Here is a 23,877-nt window from a genome sequence, read left to right as displayed (position 1 = left end):
GATAAACGATTGGATTCTTTACAGGATAATTACCGCTATACAACCGATGCTGCGCTTTGGGACAGTTTTCTGGAAGGCAGTAAAATTGCTTACGCTTATCTATACAGTAAATACGCTCCGACTTTATATAATTACGGCTATAAAATTGCCCAGAATCGGGAGCTAACGGAAGATTGTCTGCAAGATCTTTTTCTCACTATTCTGGAAACCCGCGAGCGGCTGGGACGTACTGATTCAATCAAGTTTTACCTTATGCGCTCGCTTCGGCGCGACATTGTTCGCAAGCTAACGACCGAGCAACGATTCAACCACGAACCCGACACGCTTGACTTCACTATTGAATTTTATTACGAACCGACCTGGCTCGACAAACAGATTTCGCAGGATCAGTCAACATTGTTGCTTTATGAACTGAATAACCTCCCTGCCCGCCAGAAGGAAGCCCTCTTTCTTAAATATTTCGACAACCTCAGCTACGAAGAAATTTCAGGTATCATGGGAATAGAGCAAACCTCGGTCTATAAAATCGTTTATAAAGCCATAGCGACCCTCCAGAAACGGATGCCCCCGCAGGTCGTTTTTTTGTTGTTGACGCTAATTCAGTAATACTTTTGCTTGTCAAGTAGTACTCATCCGATAAAATTTAGCAAAAATTCATTAGTATCCGAGGGATAATCTGGACCGTAAGCTCCTTTTACAGCATATATCCAGATAGGATCACTGCATGAATTCATCTCAACTGCCTGATTACACCCAGTATTCGATCAATGATTTTGTACTGGACGACTCGTTTCGCCAATGGGTATTTCACCCGGATGAGCAATCTATGTCGTTCTGGAACACATTTCTGCTGCGAAATCCTCATCAACAGTTGATTGTCAACGATGCCAGTTCGATCCTGCTTCACCTGCGCATTCAGCACGACGATTTGCCGGAAGCCAGTCGTGAACGTATCTGGCAGGTACTGGCGGCTGCTCACGACCGGCTCTCGCCCGTGCAACCGGAAAAACAGCCATCGCCTTTTCTGAAGCGGGTCATCAGCCATCCGTTCACAAACTGGCAGGTTGCGGCATCTTTAACGGGCCTGCTATTGTTGGCCGGGGGCGGCTGGGCGTTTCAACACGTCTGGAACCGACAGGAAATTCATACCAGGTATGGCGAAGTGACGACGGTTACACTGCCTGATGGCTCATCGGTACGACTCAATGGAAATTCGACGCTAACGTATCCGACCAATTGGCGGGAGAACGACGACCGTGAAGTGTGGGTGGAAGGGGAAGCTTTTTTTAACGTGTCTAAAAAGCAAACCGCCACCGGACGCTTAAAATTTATCACGCACACGCCCAATCTGGACATTTCTGTGCTGGGAACGCAATTTAATGTCAACACACGCCGGGGCAATACGTTGGTGCTACTGGCCGAAGGCAAGGTTGAACTGTCTAAACCCGATGATCAGAAAGCCGGGGTCATTCTGATGAAACCCGGCGATCTGGCGACGGCTCAGGTGGGTATTGAACAGGTGGAAGTCCGGCCGGCCAAACCGCAACTGCACACGGCCTGGGTTCGACAACAGTTTGCCTTCGACAATACGCCCCTGCGTGATATCGCCCAGCAACTTACGGATACCTGGGGGATCAGCCTGATTTTCGAAGACAAAAACCTGGCCGACCGACGCTTTACAGGAAACCTGTCCAGTCAGGATCTGGAAACGCTGATCACGACCCTGTCTACCACATTTGACGTCCAGGCCGACCGGGAAGGGGACCGGATTTATTTGCGTCGCCAGCCAGAAACAGACCGCTAACACACTTCAGGACTACTAAACGCCTATACTTAACATTTTTTCAGATGAGAAAAGTATCCTTATCCCTCTCGCTCTGGATGGCTGGAACGGCACTATTTAGCTTGCCATACACCTCAGCCGCCCAGTTGCTGACCCGGGCACAAACCAATGTCGAGCATCAGACGCCCGACGACCGCCCGAACCGAGCGCGTTCCCTCAAAAAGGTGCTCAGCGAACTGGAGCATCGGTACAAAATTAATTTCGCCTACGAAGAGCCTCTGATCACGGGGCGACTGACGGAACAGGGCCCCGAGGGCGCAACATTGGAGCAGGTGCTGACAAACTTGCTCACCGAACAGGGATTACGGTATCGAAAAATCAAAGATAATCTCTACGTTATTCAGCCAGCCGCAAAGCTAGAGCCGGTCACAGCCAACTCTCCCGTAACGCCCGACGCAAATCAGGCGGTCACAACGAGTGAAGTGGCTGTTGCCCGGCGCATTACCGGACACGTAGTCGATGAAAAAGGGGCTGATCTACCCGGTGCGAACATCATTGAAAAAGGCACCAGCAACGGCACCACGACCGATGCCAGTGGCAACTTCGCCCTGAATGTAAGCGATGCCGCCACTGCATTGATTGTCTCCAGCGTGGGCTACGTCCGGCAGGAAATAGCGATTGGCAACCGCACTGTGGTTGACATAAAACTGGTGGCCGATGACCGCACGCTCGACGAAGTAGTCGTTGTTTCGTATGGTACAGTTAAAAAGACGAACCTGACCGAAGCTGTCAGCATCGTCAATGTAGCCGATGCCAAAAAAGTACAGGCCGCGTCGGTCGTTGACCAGATTCAGGGCCGCGCGGCCGGGGTTACGGTGGCCTCGACCGGGGGCCAGCCAGGAGCGACAGCCAGCATTAAAATTCGGGGTTCCAGTACGTTTGGCTCCAATCAGGACCCGATCTATATTATCGACGGCGTCATTATTGGCAGCGCGGCCTCTGACTTCAATCCAAGTGATATCGAGACGGTTACCGTATTGAAAGATGCGGCTGCTACGGCTCTATACGGATCAAGAGGCATGAACGGGGCCATCGTTATCACCACAAAAAGGGGGAAAGCGGGTAAGGCCGTCATCGACTACAGCGGCTATTATGGGGTGCAGAATATCGACCACCAATTGCCGCTAGCTGGCCGGGACCAATACATCAGAACCTGGACGGCGGCCTACCAAAATGGCAAACTGCCCGTACCGGATTTGGGTCAGGGTGGCTATAATACCGACTGGCAAAAGGAGTTGATTAAAACCGGTGCCATCACCGATCATAACGTCAGCATTTCGGGTGGGGTCGATAACGGAGCTAATAAATCGAACTACCGAATTTCGGGCGGCTATTTCTCGCAGGATGGAACCATCCGGGGCCGAAAGCCCGATGGCACTGAAGTGAGTCCGTATTTCAAACGGTATTCGGCCCGGATCAATGCCGGTACGACGCGGGGTAAACTGACCATCGGCGAATCGGCTTATTTAGCGTACACCAACGAACGACGGGTAATTGGTCAACCGTTTGACAACGTTATCCGGATGCCGCCAACCATTCCCGTTTTTGACCCTGGCAACTTAAGCGGCTACGGCTATGGCAGTGCCAACAATGCTACGTTCGGCACGAATCCCATTGGCCAGCAGGCCAAAGACGACAACCTGGTCAATAGCTACAAGCTGTTGGGAAATATCTTCGGCGAGTACGCGATTCTTCCCTGGCTGACGTATCGACTGAGCGTTGGGCTTGACTTCAGCAATTACCAGAACAAGTATTTCGCTCGTCCCGGTGCGCTCAGCTATAATAGCCCCAGTCCGGCGAACGGCATTCTTGACGACCGCAACGGACGCTTTTTCAATACGTTGATTGAAAATACACTGAACTTTAATAAGGTTATCGGCAAGCATCAATTCAGTGCTTTGTTAGGCTACACCCGGCAACGGTTCGATCAGAATGAAATCTATTCCCATACTGAAGGCATCGTGGGTGAATTCTATCAGCAGGGAGCGGGTACGTCGAGTCCGCGCACGGACGGTTTTTCAACCATTTCCGGACTGATTTCGTACCTGGGCCGCGTAAATTATACGTTCAACGATAAGTATAATATTCAGGGAAACCTGCGCCGGGATGCGTCGTCCAACTTCCCGAAAGATAATCAGGTGGCCTACTTCCCGTCGGTATCGGCCGCCTGGAACATCAACAAGGAAGCGTTCATGCAAAACATCCCGGCCATTGGTGATCTGCGGCTGCGGGCCAGCTACGGTTCGGTGGGAAACCAGGCAATTGCTCCCTACTCGCTCGACCCAACCATTCAGCCTAACCTCAACTACGTGCTGGGTGGCGGCAACGTGATCGTGCCGGGTGCATCAAACCGCCAGTTGCAGAACTCGAACCTGAAATGGGAAAGCAAAACCACAACCGATATAGGCGTTGACGCTACGTTCCTGAACGGCAAAATTCAGTTGCAGGCCGATTATTTTTACTCGCTCTCTAAAAACCTGTTGCTACGGGTGCCGCTCCCCATCACCGCCGGAAATCAGGGCGATAATCCCTACGATAACCTGGGTAAGATCGAAAATAAGGGGTTTGAGCTGAGCGTAACGTATCAGGAGAAAAAAGGCAATTTCCGGTATAGCATCAACGGGCAGCTGACCAGCATTAAAAACAAGGTTCTGCAGCTAGTGCCGAGCAACGGAAACCAGCCGCTGTATGGCTATGGACAGATTACACGCACCGCCGTTGATGGTCCGCTGGCCGCTTTTTACGTACTTAAACAGGACGGCGTTTATCAAACGCAGGCTGAAGTTGACGCTGGACCAAAAGAGGCTATTGGCCCAGTAACGCCGGGCGATGTTCGGTACCTTGATACAAATGGTCGTGATAAAGATGGAAATCTTACGGGTAAACCTGACGGCATAATCAATAATGATGACCGCCAAGTTGTAGGCACGCCGTTCCCGAAATTCGAGTACGGGGCTAACATTTCGTTGTCCTACAAAAATTTCGACTTCACGGTTTTCTTTCAGGGCGTATCGGGCAACCTGCTGTTCAACCGCAGCCGCAACTGGACCGACCGCTTCGATGACGTCCAGAATGTACGGTCAGACGTAACGTTCTGGACGGGACCGGGTAGCTCAACCACAACCCCGAAACCTATCAAAGGTGATCCGACGCTGAACCCTGCTTTCAACACCGATCGATGGGTGGAAAGCGGGGCGTATGGCCGGATTCGCACGATGCAGTTAGCCTATAATTTTCCGTCGGGGATGCTGACCAGACTCAAAATGGGATCGGCCCGGGTTTACCTGAATGCGCAGAATCTGCTGACCATCACAAAATACTCGGGCTATAACCCCGATGTGATTGGCGATGTGGGCTCCGGTGCTCAAAACAGCAGCAACTTCATCGGTCGTGGCATCGACCAGGGAAATTATCCGGTCGCCCGCGTCATCAGTGCAGGCTTGCAGCTGAGTTTCTAAGCCGTTAACAAAATCATTGGACAATCGTATAACACGACTTCATTATGAATACGAAAACACTGGCGCTGACGGCTATACTGACCGGCGGCATCCTGTTCAGTTGCAGTGAGAGCAAACTGCTCGACCAGGTCAACCCTAATCAGGCGTCGACAGCCACGTTCTGGCAAACCTCCGACGATGCCATCAAGGGCGTCAATGCGGCTTATAGCGGGATGCAGGATCGACGGTTCTCGCTCTGGATTCGCTTCCTGACCGACCTCAGTTCCGATGAGGGGTATAGCCAGAGTCCCTGGACTGATCTGGGTAACATAAGCAAGTTTATCGTATCCAATTACGATATCGAGATGAACCGGGAGTCGTTTCAGGCGGCTTATCAGGGCATTTATCGCACCAATCAGGTGCTGGAGAATGTGCCCAACATCAAGATGGATGCTACGTTGCAAAAACGGCTAGTAGCCGAGGCCAAAGTGATTCGGGCCTATTTCTACTACAACATGGCAAACATCTGGGGCAACGTACCGCTGGTCCTGAAATCGCAGACGCTGGGCGATCGGCCTGCCCAGAATACCCAGGCCGAGGTATTCGCGCAGGTCATTAAGGACTGTCAGGAAGCGGCCACCGATCTGCCCGAAAGCTACACGGGGCAGGATGTCGGTCGGCTGCACAAGTACAGTGCGATTGCGCTGATGGCTAAAGCCTATATGCAGCAACGCAAATGGACGGAAGCAGCCGCAGCCTTGAAACTGATTATCGACCAGACGCCAACGCGGTTCGATCTGATTCCCGATTATAAGGACAACTTTACTGTCGGGCTGGAAAACAACAAAGAGTCGTTGTTCGAGATTCAGTATTACGACGAAAATGAGAGCAAAGTGGGGGGCGCCGTCAACTACGACGTAGCAGGCGGCTCCGAATCGTCTGAACATGCCCAGTTTTTTGGCCTTCGTAATATCAACGGATTCAGCAAGGGCGGCTGGTGCGACGGACAACCCACCAAGTGGCTGCTGAATGAGTTCATGAAGGAAAAAGATAAAAACGGCAAAGTTGACTACCGACTTGACTATACCATGTTCTACAGTGGCAGCACCCTAAAACCGCATGGCGTGTCATACGAGGACCTGACCAAGTTGGCCGCCGGTAGCGACTACCTGCCCGAGCGCGATCGTTTCTGGATCAAATACACCAATTATTACCAGGCAACGGACAGCTATTTTTCGGGTATAAACGACCGGGTGATTCGTCTGGCCGACATCTATCTTCTCTACGCCGAAGCGCTGAACGAATTGGGGAAAACGGCCGACGGCATTCCGTTTGCCAACAAAGTTCGTGCCCGGGTCAGCATGAAAGATTTGCCATTAACCATGAGCCAGACTGATTTTCGGTTGCAGTTACGGCATGATCGGGTGGTGGAGCTGGCGGGCGAAACGCAACGCTTCTGGGACATGAAGCGCTACGGCATTCTTGGCCCCGAACTGGCGGGTCCCGATGCAGGCAAGAAACCAGCGAACGAATCGGATTTCGATACCGATTTCACTACGTTCCAGAAGGGCAAAAGTGAATTGTATCCGATCCCACTTTATGAAACGGATGCCAACCCGAACATCAAACAGAATCCAGGTTGGTGAGAACTGAAACCCGCCCCGTCGGACCGCCCCTAAATCCCCTGAAGGGGATTTAGGGGCGGTCCGACGGGGCGGGTTTCAGGCGAATCGCACTATAACTTTCGGACTACTCTAATCCCATTGCCATCACCAAGAAGCCGATTCCAGCATAGGGTCGGCTTTTTTAAATCAGCTCCCGTATGAGACGGCTTCTACTTCCTTTACTCCTGTTGAGCGCGCTGTCGATTTCGCCGGTTGCCTGCAAAAAACTCCCGGCGACGAGTTCAACGGTTATCCCGGTTTCGCCGTCGGTGCCAGATACCGCAACGCGGTTTCAGAATCCGTTGCTTAGCTCCGGACCCGATCCGTGGGTCATTTATCAGGATGGTTTTTACTACGTCATGCATACAACAGGAGGTGATTTGCGGCTTTACAAAACCAAAAAAATGAGCTTGCTTGGGCAGTCTCAAACGAGTGTCGTTTGGTCGCCACCCGCCACTGGACCCGCTACTCGCGACATATGGGCGCCCGAACTGCACCGCGTGAATGGTCGCTGGTACATCTATTATGCTGCGGTTGTAGCGCCCGGCACGACGCACCGGATGTGGGTGCTCGAAAATGAATCGGCGGACCCGATGGCTGGAACATGGGTAGCGAAAGGACAGCTACAACTGCCCGACGACCGATGGGCCATTGACGGTACGCTGCTTCAGGTAAATGGTGGACTGTATTACGCCTGGTCGGGCTGGGAGAATGCGGAACGTAACAACATTCAGTCTATTTACCTCTGCAAACTAAAAAACCCCTGGACACCCGACGGTCCACGCCTACGTGTGTCAACGCCCGAATACGACTGGGAGAAACAGGGCACGCCGTTGGTCAATGAAGGACCGGAATTTCTGAAACACGGCAGCAACGTATTCCTGGTGTATTCGGCAAGCCATTGCAGCACGGATGGGTATGCGCTGGGCATGCTCACAGCCGATACAACCGCGAACTTGATGAGTGCCAGTTCATGGAAAAAATCGGCTCAGCCCGTGTTCGGCCCGAATGCGTCGGATGGTGCTTATGGCGTGGGGCATAATGGGTTTTTCACTACGTCCGATGGCCGCGAAAACTGGATTGTCTATCATGCCAACCCGCTGGCGGGTCAGGGGTGCAGCGACAACCGCTCACCCCGCATGCAGCGTTTTACGTGGAAAGCCGATGGCTCACCCGATTTCGGCAAACCGATACCACTGACCGAGTGGCTCAAACGGCCAAGTGGCGAATAGGTTTCTACATCCTAAATCCAGTAATTCGCTCAGCAATCACCTTCCAGCATGACTACCAATCACTTTAACAGAACCGCCCTTGTCGTTAGTTTATTCTTCTGTCTATCAACGGCTTTGTCTGGACAGAATCTCCCCAAAGGAAAAACCTTTACGAATCCTTTATTAGCTGCCGGCGCTGATCCGTGGGTAATTTTTAAGGATGGTTATTACTATTACACCAACACAACGGGCCGTGATCTGACGCTCTGGCGCACCAACGATTTCACCGATTTAAGTCAGGCCGAAAAGAAGATCGTCTGGACACCGCCTGCTTCGGGGCCAAATTCGAAGGATATCTGGGCTCCCGAACTGCACAATCTGAACGGAAAATGGTACCTGTACTATACGGCAACGGACAAAGCCAAACCCGGCGACCAGAATCGATACGTTTTTGTGCTGGAGAACGCATCGACCAATCCGTTAATGGGAAACTGGACCGACAAAGGCAAGATAAATACGAACTACACGGGGCTCGACGGGTCCATATTTGAACATAAAGGCAACCATTATTTTCTGTACTCAGGGTACGTAGGCCCCCAAAGTAATCTGTTCATCGCCGAGATGGTCAACCCCTGGACAATCAGCAATAAACAGGTTGAAATTGCCCGGCCAACCCTGCCGTGGGAAAAGTATGATGGGCGGGAAATTTGTGAAGGACCGGAACTGTTGAAGGGCAAACGAGGGCAGCTTTTCATTGTCTACTCAGCCAGCGCCTGCTGGGACGACAATTACGCACTAGGTATGCTAACAGCTTCCGAAACGAGTGATTTGCTCGATCCCGCTTCCTGGACGAAAACCAATCAGCCTGTTTTTGCCAAATCGACGGCCAACAGTGTGTTTGGCCCTGGGCATAACTGCTTCACGAAATCGCCCGATGGTAAAGAAGACTGGATCGTGTACCATGCCAAAGCCGAAGCGAACAAGGAATGCAAGGACAGAACCCCACGCGCCCAGCGGTTCACCTGGAAACCAGATGGCAGCCCAGACTTTGGCATTCCTGTAGCGGCTGGTGCGCCCCTACCAAAACCCTCATTCCTAGCCAAATAGCGATGGTGTGCTGGCGGAATGGGGCGGTTGATGCCTTGCCTTAAATTCTGCTACACCACTACGTGGGAATCTTTAATTATATCCATGACAAATACGCTTTTCGCCTTCCGGATGCCTTTGACCTCGCCCAGGTAGTTGATAAAAAAATCATGGTAGCTCTCGATACTCTCGGCTAAAATCTTGAGCATAAAGTCGTAATCGCCCGAAATGTTGTAACACTCCACAACTTCCCTGAAACCAATAATGCCATTCACAAAATCGTGGGCGGTTTGTTTATCGTGCTCTTTCAGGGCGACCTGGCAAATGACCATAACTTTCCGGTTCACTTTCCGATTGTCCACCAGGGCAACGTACTGCCGGATGACCTGAAGCTGTTCGAGTCGTTTGATACGTTCATGCGTGGGCGTGGGGCTCAGGTGAATGCGCGATGCGATCTCCCGCACGGTGAGTTTGGCGTTTTCCTGAACGAGTCGCAAAATAGCGTAGTCTTTCTCATCCAACTCGATGACGACTCGATCAGACTGTTCTATTTGAGGCATAAATGAAAAAGATGATTAAGCATTTGTTCTACAAATCACAGAACAAATCAGTACTTGTTCTAAAAGTAACGTTGTTTTTTTATCTCTATGCTGTAAATAGTTGTTTTGCAAAAACAACCAGGCAACCATGTCATTTATTTCCCGTCCTAACCTAGCCCTGCTTATTGCTTCGATTAGTGTCTTTTTTGAAGCGTTGGACATCGCCATTATTAACCTGACGATGCCTCTGATTCAGGACTGGTTTACGCTCTCCTTCACTCAGGTCCAATGGCTCCAGACACTCTACGTCCTGCTGTATGGCGGCTTGCTAATTCTGGGTGGGCGGCTGACGGATACATTAGGCCGACGTAACATCTTTCTAACGGCGTCCACCTTATTTCTGCTTACATCACTGGGGGCTGGCTTAGCAGGATCATTTACCTGGCTGCTCATTTTCAGGGCTTTACAGGGCATAGCTGCTGCCTTGCTAATGCCTTCGGCGCTCTCGATTGTCACCCATACGTTTACGGAACCCAGTGCCCGTAGTAAAGCGATCGGCATTTTCAGTTCGTTTGCGGCTCTGGGCTCTGGCAGCGGTTTATCGGTTGGCGGTTTAATTGCGGCCTGGCTTGGCTGGCAGTGGGTATTTTTTATCAACGTACCAGTCATTCTGCTCACACTGATGCTGGCCTATCGCTACTTACCCAAAGACACCGCCCGGACGGAGCCGCTGCCCGACATCCTATCGGGATTACTGCTGACACTGGTCATTACGGCTTTGTCCTACGTAGTGCATGAGGTAGGCGACTGGGCGAATCAGGGCGAATTATTGCTCCTGCTGACCTTGCTGGTGGCTGGGGGTGGCTGGCTCTTTGCCAAGCGAAACAGCGCTCAGCCTTTTCCGTTGGTTTCGTTTCCGGTCCTCAGGCGCTCTCTGACCCCAATTGCAGGTATGGCAATGCTGGGGGCCACGTTTACGGGCTACCTGTTTCTAATTTCACTGGTTTTGCAACAGGACCGACAACTGGACGCAGCGCAGGCAGGCTTGCTACTTTTCCCCTTCAGTATCCTGTCAGCCTTAACGGGCAAATACCTGTTACCGGTGCTCCTGAAACGCTTTTCTGTATATCAGACAGCTATTTTAGGGATGGCCTCCTTACTGGTTGGCACCCTGTTTCTGGCCTATTATATCCAATCGACAGCTCATCCGCTCATTGTCTTGCTGATTTCCATTCTGGGGGTAAATAGTGTTGGCATTGCGTTGAGCTTTTCTGCCCTGACGGTGCTCTCTCTACAACCGGTCCCCGAAACTCATCATGGATTGGTATCGGGGGTGAACACTACGGCTTATTTCGTCGGAGGTGGCTTTGGCTTGTCGATCGTATCGCTGTTTCTGGGCGAATCCCAGCCGGGTGGACGGGGTATGGGAGTCCTTCCAGACGTTATTTTGGGGGTATATGCGCTGCTTGGACTAGCCACGCTTCTGGTCAACTCCCGAAACAAACCTGGCAAGCAGTCGCTACCCAAATCGTCCAGCAACGTACCGAATGACCTGCATCCTGAGCGAGCTTAGCCGCTGTGCACTGGTGTTCTATCATCGCTGGCAGCAGATTGAAATTAACCGGAATGGCGTTAACAGGCTCTACATTCAGAATTTTCGGAAGCTGAGCGAATCGGGCAATTTCGGCGAATCTGAATAGTAAAAACCAACCTTCACTCGCTTTTCAGACAAGGTAGAAAGTTAAGTTTTACCGTACCCTCTCCTTTGCAGTCAGCGGGGTCTTTCTGTTCCTTAAACCTTTATTAAAGATTAGTTATGAAACCGTCAAGACGTAATTTCTTACAGTCACTCGGCGTTGGCGTCGCCGGTTTGGGCGTAACGCAACAAGCCTCTGCGACTACGTTGCTTCCGCCAAAACTCGCAAAACCAACTGGCGATGATCAAATTCTATTTGTAGGCGACAACATTGCTATTGCCAACACGGAACATGGAAAAGTCAGGGGGTTTATTCTTCGGGGTATTCACCAGTTTCTAGGGGTTCCTTATGGCGCCGACACGTCGGGCAAGAATCGGTTTATGCCCCCACAAAAACCCACGCCCTGGACCGACATTCGGCCTACCCTTTGGTGGGGAAACTCCGCTCCCCAGATTATGGAGAAACGATACGCCAATGTCTATGCCTCCTTCGTTGACCACTGGAACTACGACGATGTTTCGGAAGACTGTCTGAAGTTAAATGTATGGACACCAGCGCTGGATACCCAAAAACGTCCGGTAGTGGTCTGGTTGCACGGCGGTGGCTTCGTCAATGGCAACGCGATTGAACAGGATGGGTATCATGGCGAAAACCTGTCTCGTCTGGGTAATATCGTTTTCTGTTCCATCAATCACCGACTTGGTTCGCTGGGCTATACCCATCTGAAAGCGGCTGGTGGCCATGCGGCATCCGGCAACGTAGGAAATCTGGATATGGTGGCCGCCCTTGACTGGGTAAAGGATAACATTGCCAATTTTGGTGGAGATCCCAACAACGTAACCATCATTGGCCAGTCGGGTGGAGGAGCCAAAGTGACCACCCTGATGAATATGCCATCGGCGAAAGGGTTGTTTCACAAGGCGGTGGCGTTGAGCGGTAGTTCGCTGTCGGGTGTCAACAAGGAGTATGCCGAGAAATTAGGTCTGAAAGTGATGGAAGAGGCTGGCCTGAAACCCGGCGAAATCGACAAACTTCAGCAGATCCCGTGGCGTCAGTATATTGACATTGCCAACCGGGCCGTCGAAAAAATGGCCGATGAAGCCAAACGGATGAATATCCAGCGGGGCGGGTTTGCTCCGGTAGGCGACGGCGTAACCATGAACGAAGGGGCTTTTTTCACGGACCCGACCCATTTCTCAGCCGACATTCCCCTGATTCTCTGCACTACGTTTCATGAACAAAACCCCGATCGGACGGATGCTACGTTAGAAAGCATTTCGCTGGCCGAAGTGAAAGAGAAAATCAAGCCCCGCTTTGGCGATAAGGCTGGCGAAATCGTGGAGGCTTACGCCAAAAACTTCCCCAAGGCCCGCCCCATTGAAATCTGGGCGCTCATTGTGTCTAACCGGAAGAATGCCGTTGCCACCGCTGATGCCAAAGTAGCGAAACAAAAAGGGCCGGTGTACGTGGCTTGGTTTGGCTGGCAGCCGCCCCTGTTCGATGGTCGGATGCGGGCGTTCCACTGCGATGATATTTGTTTCTGGTTTTACAATACGGATTTGATGCTCACCCATACAGGAGGAGGCAAACGGCCCAGAGCCTTATCAGATAAGATGGCCCACTCCTTTCTCAGCTTTGTTAAAACCGGCAATCCAAACGGGGGCGGCTTGCCCAACTGGAAGCCGTACACGACGCAAAATGGGGAAACCATGATTCTGGATGATACCCCCGCCCTGGCCAATGATCCCGATCGCGAGGCCCGCAAAGCGCTGGCCTAACGTAGCGATTCCCATTTGTTAAGAACCAGTTAATTTGTTGTCACGCCTGAAAATTGGCGGACACAAAGTAGCTGGTTCTTTGCGTCCTAATGCTGCATAGACTCATCAGAGAAGCCTTTCTCACTAGTCGATTCGAATTCACATTGAGACTGTCCGAATTCACATTGATCTCCATTGGCGCCAGAAAAGAACCTTTTTTTGATGTCATAATGTCGACAACATGAAAAAGGCAGCCTTCTTACTTATTGGCGGAATACTTACCTTTGCTGCTGCACAGGCGCAAATCAACTGGGGCGACTACTCGCAAAGTTTTGCCCACAAGGTCAAAGAGAACCCATCAACGGTGGGGTTAATTTTAGCGATTCGCAAAGAGAATAACGCCTTTTGGGACCTACGGGAGACGAGTAAACACTTCCACACGCTTGAGCATGATGCGACTTTTCGACGTTTACGGCCCGCCCAAATCCTAGCGCGCACCACCTTCGATACGGCTCGTGCCCAATTCTTTTTGCAGGGAGTTGGTCCACAAAATGCCAACCTGTTCCAGTTTCGGGTGACTGAATACCCCAGCAAACGCATTTTGGTCCCCTGGCATAGCCTTAACCAGTTTACGGATTCAACCCTGATCCACCAGTCAGGCTTGCCCAGAATGGCCTATCTGGGCGGTTACAGAACCGGCTTAGGCAGTATGCTGATTATGGACGTAAGGAAAACGGCAACGGACCAGATTGTGGCCACCTCAATGGTTGCCTGGGAGCCGATTAAGCCGGTTATAACGAATATCTACACGTCCGAAACTTTCGACAAATTCCTTCAAAAACTGCAGTCGCCCTGGCTACCCGACAACCAGCCCGTTGGTGCAATGCCGCCTGTTCTGAACATATCGTCTACGAATACAAACCTTGTGTTTTTACTGGGAAATGGCCATTTCAGCAAAGAGCAGATACAATACGAACTGATCCGGAATGGCAACAAGTATATACCCTGGCGGTATAATGAGTATGACAATAATGTTGTCTGGATTAAAAATTATCCGCCAGGCCAGTATATGATAAAAATCCGCTATTCGGCTCAGCCACAGAACATTGCCGAATACCGATTCGACGTAGCACCTGTCTGGTATCAAACGAACCTGTTCCGCATTTTAGCGGGCATTTTCGTTGCTGCTCTACTGGGTGCCTGCCTGTTCGTATTATTATTTTTTGCACAACGCCGAAAAACCAGACAGGAAGAAGTTAATAAAACCAAGTTGCAACTCGAATTAAAAGCGATTTACGCGCAGCTAAATCCTCACTTCGTCTTCAATGCGCTCAGCTCAATCCAGGGGCTTATCAATAAACAGGATATTAACGGAGCTAACAGCTACCTGTCAGACTTTGCCCGGCTGATGCGGGAGTCGCTCAACCATAGCCACCAGGATGAACTGTCCCTTCACGAAGAGATCCAGACGCTAGACACGTATTTGAAACTGGAGCAACTTCGGTTCGGGTTCCAGTATAAAATCACGGTCGACCCGGCGATCAATGTGTATGAAACGGACATACCCCTGCTGCTTTTACAGCCTTTGGTTGAAAATGCGGTGAAACACGGGGTCGCGTCACTACAGGAAAAAGGCTATATTGACCTTAACGTGAGCCGATCTGACAACGCGATGATCATCACGATAACTGACAATGGGAAAGGCTTTACCGACGATCAGCTAACCCCTGGTTTAGGGTTACGACTAACCCGTGATCGGATTGACCTGTTAACTAAACTTCGCTCCGAATGTCCGATTGCCTTATCTATGCGTCATTCCAGTCCGGCGGGCACGCAACTTATTCTTACGTTTGACCACTGGTTTTGATGGGAACGAAAGCACTTTTAATCGACGATGAGCAGCCTAATTTAGACAACCTGCAAGCGCTGCTAAAGACGTACTGTCCCCAGGTGAACGTATGTGGTACGGCACTGAATGGTGAGGCTGCTAAACGCTTGCTTTATGCGCATCAACCCAATTTGCTGTTTCTGGACATCCAGATGCCACAACAAAATGGATTCGACTTTTTGCGTAGCCTGCCTGAATACAACTTTGAAGTAATTTTTGTAACGGCTTATGGTCAATACGTGCTACAGGCGTTGCGGTTTGCAGCAGTTGATTACCTGTTGAAACCCGTTGATATCAATGAATTACAGGCAGCTGTCGAGCGAGCCACCAAACAGCACCGTCTGAAAGAACAGAATCAACTCCTTCATAACCTGATGCAGGTATTGAAAACTGGCCAGAGTCAGGACGAGCCGCGTATTGCCCTGGCGACGGCAAAGGAAACGCGTTTCGTAAAAACCAGCGAAATCATCCGGTGCGAATCGTCTAACAACTACACGACCTTTTACCTGGCCGATGGCGAAACACTGCTGGTATGTAAGCCCATTTATGCGTACGATGACGTATTAACTCCGTATGGTTTCATCCGCTGCCATCAGTCGCACCTGGTCAACAAATCATTCATCAAGAGCTGGAAAAAGGAGTTTGGCGACTTCCTGCTATTGACCGATGGTTCCGAAGTGCCGATATCCAGAGGGAAGAAAGAAGACCTGAAAAAGGCGCTGCATGTATAATAAACTAGGCAGTACTATAATAGCGTTTAGGATAGCTGAAAATCAGGCTATCAAAATACAGCAAAAGGGCAGTAACTGTAAGTAAGCAGAGCAGGAATATTCCCACATAGACGAGTCCGTGTTTCCTCAGGAAAACCAGTTGACTTACAACCAATATCAATAATAGGACGCTGCAAACCAAGCCTAAAAAAGGATTCAGGTTTGGTATAAAATGATTGATGCATAAGGTAAGAAAAACGCTCCAAAGTAGAATTTGAAGCCCTGGACGTAGCCGATCCTTAGTCATAATAATGGTTATTTATATATAGGTAATAGTATGAATGATCCTTACTTTGCCCTGGTCCAATATCTGTTTTTAAGTATATAGCCCCACTTGTCAGGCGGGAGCGAAAACACGATTTGCAGGCGTAAATTGCCCTGCTTAACGCGCCCATGACGGTAGGTCACCCTGGCTTTAGCATCGTAAAAGTCACTAGTATACAGCTGATTAATTTCCCCTCCAGAAGGCTGAAGTTCACCGGCTCGGGCGGGTGGTTTGGTACAATCAATCAGAATGGAGGCCGTTGAATCATCTAACTCACCCGTTGCTAACAAAGAAATATAACCCATTCTGCCTCCGTCACTTTCGGCTCTTCCGACGTAAAACGTAGTATCTCTAGCCACACTCGTTAACTCCATGTCCGTATCAGGAACGTGATGGAAGAACAAAACGACAGTTAAAGCCATTATCGCCACGACTACAAGGATAAGCAAGGCTCGCAGTGCGCTTATAGCCATTTTACCAGCGGTCTGAATAGGGGGCTCGGTTTCCATGCTACGTCAAAAGCGGCTCAATATTCACCCAGCATAAATATACACCTTTAGTCTTAACTAGCGCCTGTTCGATGACCTGCGTATCGAGCAGGCGTGGAAGGCTACTATAACCTTGAGGCCCCACTATTTACTAGTCCCAGCCTCACGGGTCTACATGCTAAGCTACTGGACAAAACTTCTCTTACTTCGTCGATAACCAATCGCATGCGTATGCGGTGATTTGACCCCATTTTTCACATTTTCATGCGATTGATGAGCATCAGTCAAACGGCCAATTTTGCCTCATCAGTAAACACAACATACGATGAGCAATCAACAACCTTCCTCCCCCATTATGGCTGACCTGTACTCTCCCATCGCGTCCCTTCCTTACTACTGGGTAGTCGTTCTGCTGTTAGCCACCAGCCTGTTTACCAGCACCGTTTACGCGCAAAACCTGGCGCGTATAACCGTATCAGGTCAGGTTCGAAACGCAACCGGAAAGCCGGTCGAATTTGCCACGATGGTTCTGTTACGTGCCGATTCCTCTATGGCAAAGGGCGCCGTTACCGACACCGCCGGACACTATGTTTTCGAGAACGTAGCGTCAGGTACGTACCGGGTAGCCGCCACGATGGTTGGTTATCAACGTGTTATTTCACCGCCATTTACGGTCAAAGATGACCAGCTTACGGTTCTGGTTCCAAGCTTGCTGGCGCGGGAAGACAGTCACACGCTTGGGGAGGTAAACGTGACCGCGAAAAAACCGTTTATCGAACAATTGCCGGACAAGACCGTCCTCAACGTCGAGAACAGCGTCATTGCCAGCGGTGGTACAGCGCTCGAAATCCTCGAACGAGCACCGGGTGTGCTGGTCGACTCGCAGAATGAACGAATCACGCTCAAAGGTCGTGAGGGAACGCTCGTCATGATCGACGGCAAACCCACCTATCTCTCCGCTCAGGAAGTGGTCAATCTACTACGTAATACGCCCTCGAACAGTATCGAGACCATCGAACTGATTACGAACCCGTCAGCTAAATACGACGCGGCCGGAAACGCGGGTATCATCAACATTCGGCTCAAACGAGGCAGCCGCGTAGGTGGAACCAGTGGCAACGCCAGTGTTGGCGGAGGGTATGGCCGCGTTCCGAAAGCAACCGTTGGCCTAACCGTAAACCATCGAGCGGGGGGCTTAAGTCTGTTTGGGAACTACAATTACGACTACCGCGAAAACTTCGGGTCGATCGATGCGACCCGCCGGTTTGGCTCGGGTGATACGTTGACCTCAGTACGCAACCTTGGCTATCGGCCCAGCACCGATCGCAACCACACGTTCAAAGCGGGCGCTGATTATGCGTTCGGAAAACGTACATCGCTAGGCCTGATGTTCAATGGCGCCGTAAATAACAACAATGCCCGAATCGACAACAGTAATCTGGTTTACGACGCCAACGGGCAGCTTCAGCAAACCGTTACGATGGTCAATGCCTCTACGCGGGCTATGCAGCGGTTGTCGGCCAATGCCAATATCAAGCATAGTTTCGATACGTTGGGCCGAGAACTGACGGTGGATATGGACGTATCGCAGGTGAGAATCCAGCCGCAGGACAACATGCGTACCAGTTACATGAACGCACTGGGTGAAGAGGTTCGGCCTATGGTAATCCAGCGAAATCTGCCTCCTTCAACGGTCACGATCCGGGCGGCCAAAGCGGACTACGTGCATCCGTTGGGCAAAAATGCCAGACTCGAAGCGGGTGGTAAAATCTCCTACGTAACGTCGGATAATGACGTGCGTTTCGAAACGCTCACCGAAAAGGGCTACGTCCCCGATCCGCAACGGACCAATCATTTTCTGTATGACGAAACCATTACGGCTGCCTATCTGAACGGTAGCCGCGACTGGGGCAAATGGTCGGTGCAGGGGGGCTTGCGAGCCGAACATACGCGATCGCTGGGCAACTCCGTGACGCTCAACAAGATTGTGGATCGCAACTACCTTAACCTGTTTCCAAGCGCGTTCGTCACCTACAACGCCAGCCCGAACCATCAGTGGCGAAGCTCGTTCAGCCGACGTATTGACCGACCTAACTATCAGGATCTCAATCCCTTCATCTATGTGATGGACCCGTACACGTATCGCGAAGGAAACCCGTTTCTGCGGGCTCAGTACACGAATGCGTTTCAGGTTGGCTATACCTACAAAGGCGAAACGAGCATCAGCCTGAGCTACAACCACACCACCGATGTCATTACGGGGGTCAACGATCCACAAGGGCAAACACTACGTGCCACTACGGTCAATCTGGCAGCTCTCGATAATGTCAACCTCGCCATCAGCCTGCCTATCCAGCTCACCAGGTGGTGGACTATCCGCCCCAGCGCGAACGTATTCTGGAATGCCTACGACGCCGAATACGCCGGGCAACGACTCGATTACCGGCAACTGTCGGCCAACCTGACCATGAATCAGAGCTTCGTGCTTCCTCACGGTTTCATAGCCGAGTTATCCGGTTTCTACAACTCGCCAATGGTCTACGGACAAATGCACTTTAAAAGTCAGGGGCAACTTAGCGTAGGTGTCCAGAAAACCCTTTGGAAAAAAGCCGCTATGGTACGGATGAACGTTAGCGACCTGCTGCATACGATGCGGGGGGCTGGGTCTGCCAACCTTCCCAACACCCGGCTTGACTTTGTCAGCCGGTGGGAAAGCCGCGTCGCCCGACTGACCTTTACCTATAATTTCGGCAACCGTAACCTGAAGGCCGCTCGCCAGCGCCGGTCGGGTGTGGAGGATGAGCAGGGACGTATTGGCGGGAATTAATTTTGATGTAACTTTTACGTCTTACCCCCAACCCCCTAAAGGGGGCTTAGGTTGAGAATAGTCGAGCTAAGCCCCCTTTAGGGGGTTGGGGGTAAGACACAAAAGCGCAGCAAATGATTAATACGTTGTAGAAAATGTACCTTTTATAGGCTAATGCCGTAGCAGTGACTGCTACGGCAATAACTCATTATATGTCAGCTCTAGCGACTCTTTTATCGAATTTCGCTTCCAAATCTTTCTTTTCCAGTACTTTACCCCTCTCCGCATAATATTTCGAGAGATTGATTAGCAGCACACTACCCAGTATGATGACCAGTCCAGTGATCTGCAACAGGGAGATTGGCTCATGCGCAAACAGCACCCCGAGAATAACCGCAATAACCGGATTCACGTAGGCATACGTACTGACCTGCGTGGCAGGGCGCACCTGCAACAGCCAGACATAGGCACTGTATGCCGCAATTGATCCAAAGAGGATAAGATACCCCAGCGCCAGCCAGGCCTGCGTCGGTATGTGTGTCCACTGCACCCGGGCAAATTCGTCGTTGAGCAGGCTACCGGGCAGAAACACCAGCCCGGCGATGATCATTTGCCAGGCTACATTTACCGTTGGTGAACCTTCGGAAGGGTGGTGTTTTGAGTACAGCGACCCCGACGACCAGGCGATTGACCCGATAACCAGCAGGCCCATGCCTATAAGTTTAGATTTGTCGGTGTTGCCCGCAAACAGATCGTTCAACTGCTCACCAAACAGCACGAGTACCCCTATAAACCCAATGACAAGCCCCCCAATCGTGGCTTTGCTTTTGAAGTTGACGCCCCAGTTCGGCTTATCGAGCAGGACAAACCAGATCGGTGCCGATGACACTAAGATGGCCGCCAGGGCACTGGGTAAGGTTTGTTCAACCCAAATCACGACACCATTGCCGACCACGAGTAGCAAGATGCCAACCACAGCCGAGGTAATAAGGCTGCTTTTTATAAAGATCCGGTCTCCTCTGCTAATGCACCAACCCAGCAGCAACGTACCGGCCATTAAAAAGCGAACGCCCCCCAACAACAGCGGAGGGAAACCGCTCATGGCCATTTGTATGAAAAAATAGGTAGATCCCCAGACAATATAGACCGTGGCGAACGCCAGAATAACCAGGGCTGGGGAGGCTGCTGGGCCGCTGGTTTGTGTTAAATCCTTTTTCATGTTCAGGGTTGATTAGTAGAGACCCGTCTACCGGTGCGACAAGCCATTTCGTCTCTACATGACATGGATTAATCAAAGGTAATATACCGCTGTGATTCAACGGTTGGAATGTTTACTACTTCGACCCGGCGAACGATTTTATGTTGATTATCAGTGATTTCAAACTCATATACACCCGATTCGATTTCAGATTTGTCGAATTTAAACTTGCGTCGGTACGTAGTCGTGTTCTTCCTCAGGTACTCTCTATAAAGTACGACTCTTTTTTCATTCCGTAGCGTAATCATGATCCGCTTCGGCTGATGAACGGCCAGCATCAGGTTTATCGTCCATTCAGCTTCCATAAATATACCTACCTCAAACGAACGCTCTTTCGGCGTTGACTCATCCGGGTTCTGGATAGCAGCTTGCGCATTAATTCCACTGACTGTCATGAGCAGGCTCACCAGCAATACGTTCATTATGTGTTGTGTAGTAGTTTTCATTTTGTAGTGTTGTTTTTTATTGGGTGATTGATCAGGTCAAAGGTGAGACGTTTTGATATATTAGCAAAACGAATTATTTTTGACCAAATCATGAATATTATTCATCATGGAATTACGACATCTCCAGATGGTAAAGGAAGTAGCGACCGTCGGCAACCTGACCAAAGCCGCCGACCGACTCTTTCTGACCCAATCGGCGCTGAGTCATCAGCTGAAGGAATTGGAAAGCTATTTTGACACGCAGCTTTTCATCCGTGACAAAAAACAGATGCTGCTGACTCCGGCGGGGGCGGTCGTCTTAGAGGCTGCCGATAAGATTTTGCAGACTGTGGCCGAAACGAGGGCTAAAGTCCGATGCCTGGCAGATAAAGAAGCTGGTGAAGTGCGGCTTTGTACGCAATGCTACACGTCCTACCATTGGCTGGCGGGGTTTCTGCGGGAGTTTCAGAGCCTTTATCCAAAAGTGGATGTCAAGGTTGAAATGGAAGCCATTACCCATAATGCGAACCAGTATCTCCTGGATAACAAGATCGACGTCGCTATCACGGAAGGCAATGAGAATCCTAAGTTTAATTACACATCGCTTTTTCAGGATGAGTTTATGGCCATCGTTCCTCCCGATCATCCCTGGGCCAATCAGCCGTGGGTCGAAATCGATCAGTTTGCTGAGTATAACTACGTTATGTACAATATTCCTGACGAGGAAAGCGAGAACTTCATGATGCTCTTTAAACACCGCCGACCCGCGAAGGTGTATAAAATCACGCTGACGGAAGCTATTCTGGAGATGGTAAAAGCGGGTCTGGGGGTGGCCGTACTACCCAACTGGATAGTCAGACCGTACTTGCAATCGGGTCAACTGACAGCCGTCCCGGTTACGAAGGATCGAATACTGCGGACATGGTACGCAGCTATGCTCAAGACAAAACAACAACAACCGTATACAACCGCTTTTATTGAGCAACTGGCCTGTTACATGAAAGAAATGGATGGTTACGCGTGTCCTGTCTAAGTTTATGCTCTTTAACCTAGTGGAGTTTGATTTTAACAGCCATCAGCACCAACGCACTGCCTATTAGAGCTATCTAATATCGTTCAACTTACGCCTGATACAACTTGAAAGGCAGGTACTTGTCCATTTGCAAGTACCTGCCTTTCTGACATGTTTACCAAACATTGCCTCCTACTATTACCCGGCGAGTCATCAGCCATTTATCAGTTGCTCACTCGGCCCGGTTCGCGCACGTTAGCGCCGGTACGTTTCTGAATATCATCGCCCAGATCAGCGCGGGCTTCTTCGGCCAGTTTTTCCAGCTTGGCAACGAGTTCAGGATGTTGTTCCCGCACATCATACCGCTCGCCCGGATCACGACGGAGATCATAGAGCGCGACGGGGAATTCGTGCGTTTCGGTGCTGGGGCCCGGCTTGCCATTCTGGCCCGGCAGGAAGCCTTCATACGTTCGGCCAGGATGCGCGAACACCAATTTCCAGTCGCCTTGACGAACAGCTTCCAGGCTGTTTTTGCGGTAGTAATAATAGAAATGATCGCGGGGTGTTACGGTATTATCGCCTTTCAGCAACGCAATCCAATCAACGCCATCGATACGTTGTTTGGGCAATCGGGCCCCGCAAAGTTTGGCTACCGTCGGCAGAATGTCCATCGTGGTCAGCAGTTTGTTACTCACCCGGCCGGCGGGCACTACGCCCGGCCAGCGTACTAGGCAGGGAACGCGGTGCCCACCTTCAAACGAGGTCCCCTTTCCTTCCCGGAAACCACCCGCCGATCCCGCATGATCGCCATAATTCAGCCAGGGACCGTTGTCGCTGATGAAAATGACCAGCGTATTTTTCTCCAATCCCTGCTGCTTCAACTCGTCCAACACTTTCCCAATCGACCAGTCCAGTTCGGTTAGTACGTCGCCGAAAATACCCCGCGCGCTTTTCCCTTTGAACTGGGCCGAAGCGGCCAATGGTACGTGGGGCAGCGGGTGCGGTACATACAGGAAAAACGGTTTCTTCTTGTGGTTCCGAATGAAGGAAATCGCCTTTTCCGTAACGGTCGACGTAATGTGACTGGCGTCATCTAAATTCTTGATCTCTTCCTTCTGTTCATTGCCCTCGATCCAACGGAGTGGCGGGTAATTTGCCTGGGCCTGAGCGGGATGCAACGGCCACATGTCGTGCGAATAGGGTACGCCGTAATACTCATCAAAGCCTTGTTGTAAGGGCAAAAACTGCTTTTTATCGCCCAGATGCCATTTGCCAAAAATACCGGTTGCATAGCCCCGTTCTTTCAGCAGATCGGCCAGGGTTTCTTCGTTTGGATTCAGACCGATCGGCGAATTAGGCCCCAGCGCGCCCGAAATACCTAAGCGATTAGGGTAACAACCCGTTAGTAAAGCCGCCCGCGACGCGCTGCACACGGCCTGAGCCGCCAGAAAATTCGTAAAACGGGTTCCTTCGGCGGCCATGCGGTCCAGATTGGGTGTCGTGTAGTCCAGCGCACCCGTCACAGACAGGTCGCCGTAGCCCAGGTCGTCCATGAAAAACAGGACGACGTTGGGCGGTGATGCTGGAGCCGGTTTCCCGATCCAGGAACTGATCAGCAAGCCAAGGCCAATCAGGGAAAAGATACTCAGTACAGTACGCGACGAACGTTGGGGAATAAATGCCATACAATCTATTTTAAAATATAAGCGGCTGCTTCTTGAAAATTATGCG

Annotated in this window: 18 protein-coding genes; 13 read left to right on the top strand and 5 right to left on the bottom strand. The window is 50.9% G+C overall.

Annotated features, from left to right (window positions below):
• Positions 1-9: 9 nt before the first annotated feature.
• The 6 genes from ACYVEA_RS09130 (at position 10) to ACYVEA_RS09105 (ending at position 9,262) form a co-directional block, all read left to right on the top strand.
• Entirely contained in the window at positions 10-606 is a 597-nt protein-coding gene (locus ACYVEA_RS09130; protein ID WP_461113123.1) for an RNA polymerase sigma factor, read from the top strand.
• Positions 607-724: 118 nt separating this feature from the next.
• Positions 725-1,804: a FecR family protein gene (locus ACYVEA_RS09125; protein ID WP_461113122.1), complete on the top strand. Its 1,080-nt coding sequence runs from the start codon at positions 725-727 to the stop codon at positions 1,802-1,804.
• 44 nt (positions 1,805-1,848) lie between these two features.
• Positions 1,849-5,301, top strand: coding sequence for a SusC/RagA family TonB-linked outer membrane protein (locus ACYVEA_RS09120; protein ID WP_461113121.1), 3,453 nt, complete (start codon positions 1,849-1,851; stop codon positions 5,299-5,301).
• Positions 5,302-5,345: 44 nt separating this feature from the next.
• Positions 5,346-6,926, top strand: coding sequence for a RagB/SusD family nutrient uptake outer membrane protein (locus ACYVEA_RS09115; RefSeq protein ID WP_461113120.1), 1,581 nt, complete (start codon positions 5,346-5,348; stop codon positions 6,924-6,926).
• 176 nt (positions 6,927-7,102) lie between these two features.
• Positions 7,103-8,176, top strand: a complete 1,074-nt coding sequence (locus ACYVEA_RS09110) for a glycoside hydrolase family 43 protein (RefSeq protein WP_461113119.1) — start codon at positions 7,103-7,105, stop codon at positions 8,174-8,176.
• Positions 8,177-8,224: 48 nt separating this feature from the next.
• Entirely contained in the window at positions 8,225-9,262 is a 1,038-nt protein-coding gene (locus ACYVEA_RS09105; RefSeq protein WP_461113118.1) for a glycoside hydrolase family 43 protein, read from the top strand.
• Between the two features lie 50 nt (positions 9,263-9,312).
• Here ACYVEA_RS09105 and ACYVEA_RS09100 read toward each other — a convergent pair whose 3' ends face one another.
• Complete coding sequence (locus tag ACYVEA_RS09100; protein WP_461113117.1) at positions 9,313-9,801, bottom strand: Lrp/AsnC family transcriptional regulator; 489 nt, start codon at positions 9,799-9,801, stop codon at positions 9,313-9,315.
• Between the two features lie 127 nt (positions 9,802-9,928).
• Here ACYVEA_RS09100 and ACYVEA_RS09095 point away from each other — a divergent pair, with 127 nt between their 5' ends.
• The 5 genes from ACYVEA_RS09095 to ACYVEA_RS09075 all read left to right on the top strand — a co-directional run bounded on the left by ACYVEA_RS09095 (position 9,929) and on the right by ACYVEA_RS09075 (position 15,853).
• On the top strand, positions 9,929-11,353 hold the full coding sequence (locus ACYVEA_RS09095) for an MFS transporter (protein WP_461113116.1): 1,425 nt from the start codon (positions 9,929-9,931) through the stop codon (positions 11,351-11,353).
• Positions 11,328-11,480: a hypothetical protein gene (locus ACYVEA_RS09090; RefSeq protein ID WP_461113115.1), complete on the top strand. Its 153-nt coding sequence runs from the start codon at positions 11,328-11,330 to the stop codon at positions 11,478-11,480. The genes ACYVEA_RS09095 and ACYVEA_RS09090 overlap by 26 nt, the downstream gene beginning before the upstream one ends.
• A 116-nt stretch (positions 11,481-11,596) precedes the next feature.
• On the top strand, positions 11,597-13,255 hold the full coding sequence (locus ACYVEA_RS09085; protein ID WP_461113114.1) for a carboxylesterase/lipase family protein: 1,659 nt from the start codon (positions 11,597-11,599) through the stop codon (positions 13,253-13,255).
• 220 nt (positions 13,256-13,475) lie between these two features.
• Entirely contained in the window at positions 13,476-15,101 is a 1,626-nt protein-coding gene (locus ACYVEA_RS09080; RefSeq protein ID WP_461113113.1) for a sensor histidine kinase, read from the top strand.
• Complete coding sequence (locus ACYVEA_RS09075; protein WP_461113112.1) at positions 15,101-15,853, top strand: LytR/AlgR family response regulator transcription factor; 753 nt, start codon at positions 15,101-15,103, stop codon at positions 15,851-15,853. The genes ACYVEA_RS09080 and ACYVEA_RS09075 overlap by 1 nt, the downstream gene beginning before the upstream one ends.
• A gap of 327 nt (positions 15,854-16,180) precedes the next feature.
• Here ACYVEA_RS09075 and ACYVEA_RS09070 read toward each other — a convergent pair whose 3' ends face one another.
• Positions 16,181-16,666: a hypothetical protein gene (locus ACYVEA_RS09070; RefSeq protein ID WP_461113111.1), complete on the bottom strand. Its 486-nt coding sequence runs from the start codon at positions 16,664-16,666 to the stop codon at positions 16,181-16,183.
• A gap of 304 nt (positions 16,667-16,970) precedes the next feature.
• Between ACYVEA_RS09070 and ACYVEA_RS09065 the strand changes: the two genes are divergently transcribed.
• Positions 16,971-19,472, top strand: coding sequence for a TonB-dependent receptor domain-containing protein (locus tag ACYVEA_RS09065; RefSeq protein WP_461113110.1), 2,502 nt, complete (start codon positions 16,971-16,973; stop codon positions 19,470-19,472).
• A 187-nt stretch (positions 19,473-19,659) separates the two neighbouring features.
• On the opposite strand, the gene ACYVEA_RS09060 is transcribed toward ACYVEA_RS09065, so the two are convergent.
• Both ACYVEA_RS09060 and ACYVEA_RS09055 read right to left on the bottom strand, forming a co-directional pair.
• Positions 19,660-20,670, bottom strand: a complete 1,011-nt coding sequence (locus ACYVEA_RS09060; RefSeq protein WP_461113109.1) for an EamA family transporter — start codon at positions 20,668-20,670, stop codon at positions 19,660-19,662.
• A 68-nt stretch (positions 20,671-20,738) separates the two neighbouring features.
• Positions 20,739-21,155 (bottom strand): hypothetical protein, encoded by a 417-nt coding sequence (locus tag ACYVEA_RS09055; RefSeq protein ID WP_461113108.1) that lies wholly within the window; start codon positions 21,153-21,155, stop codon positions 20,739-20,741.
• Positions 21,156-21,261: 106 nt separating this feature from the next.
• Here ACYVEA_RS09055 and ACYVEA_RS09050 point away from each other — a divergent pair, with 106 nt between their 5' ends.
• The gene (locus tag ACYVEA_RS09050; protein WP_461113107.1) at positions 21,262-22,167 is read left to right on the top strand and encodes a LysR family transcriptional regulator; all 906 of its coding nucleotides are present in this window, start codon (positions 21,262-21,264) and stop codon (positions 22,165-22,167) included.
• 203 nt (positions 22,168-22,370) lie between these two features.
• Here the strand turns inward: ACYVEA_RS09050 and ACYVEA_RS09045 are convergent, their stop codons facing one another.
• Positions 22,371-23,831, bottom strand: a complete 1,461-nt coding sequence (locus ACYVEA_RS09045) for a sulfatase family protein (RefSeq protein WP_461113106.1) — start codon at positions 23,829-23,831, stop codon at positions 22,371-22,373.
• Positions 23,832-23,877 lie beyond the last annotated feature (46 nt).

It is taken from the genome of Spirosoma jeollabukense, assembly GCF_054777855.1.
The sequence above is the reverse complement of the archived record's forward strand: the minus strand, read 5'-3'. Positions and strand labels throughout refer to the sequence as shown.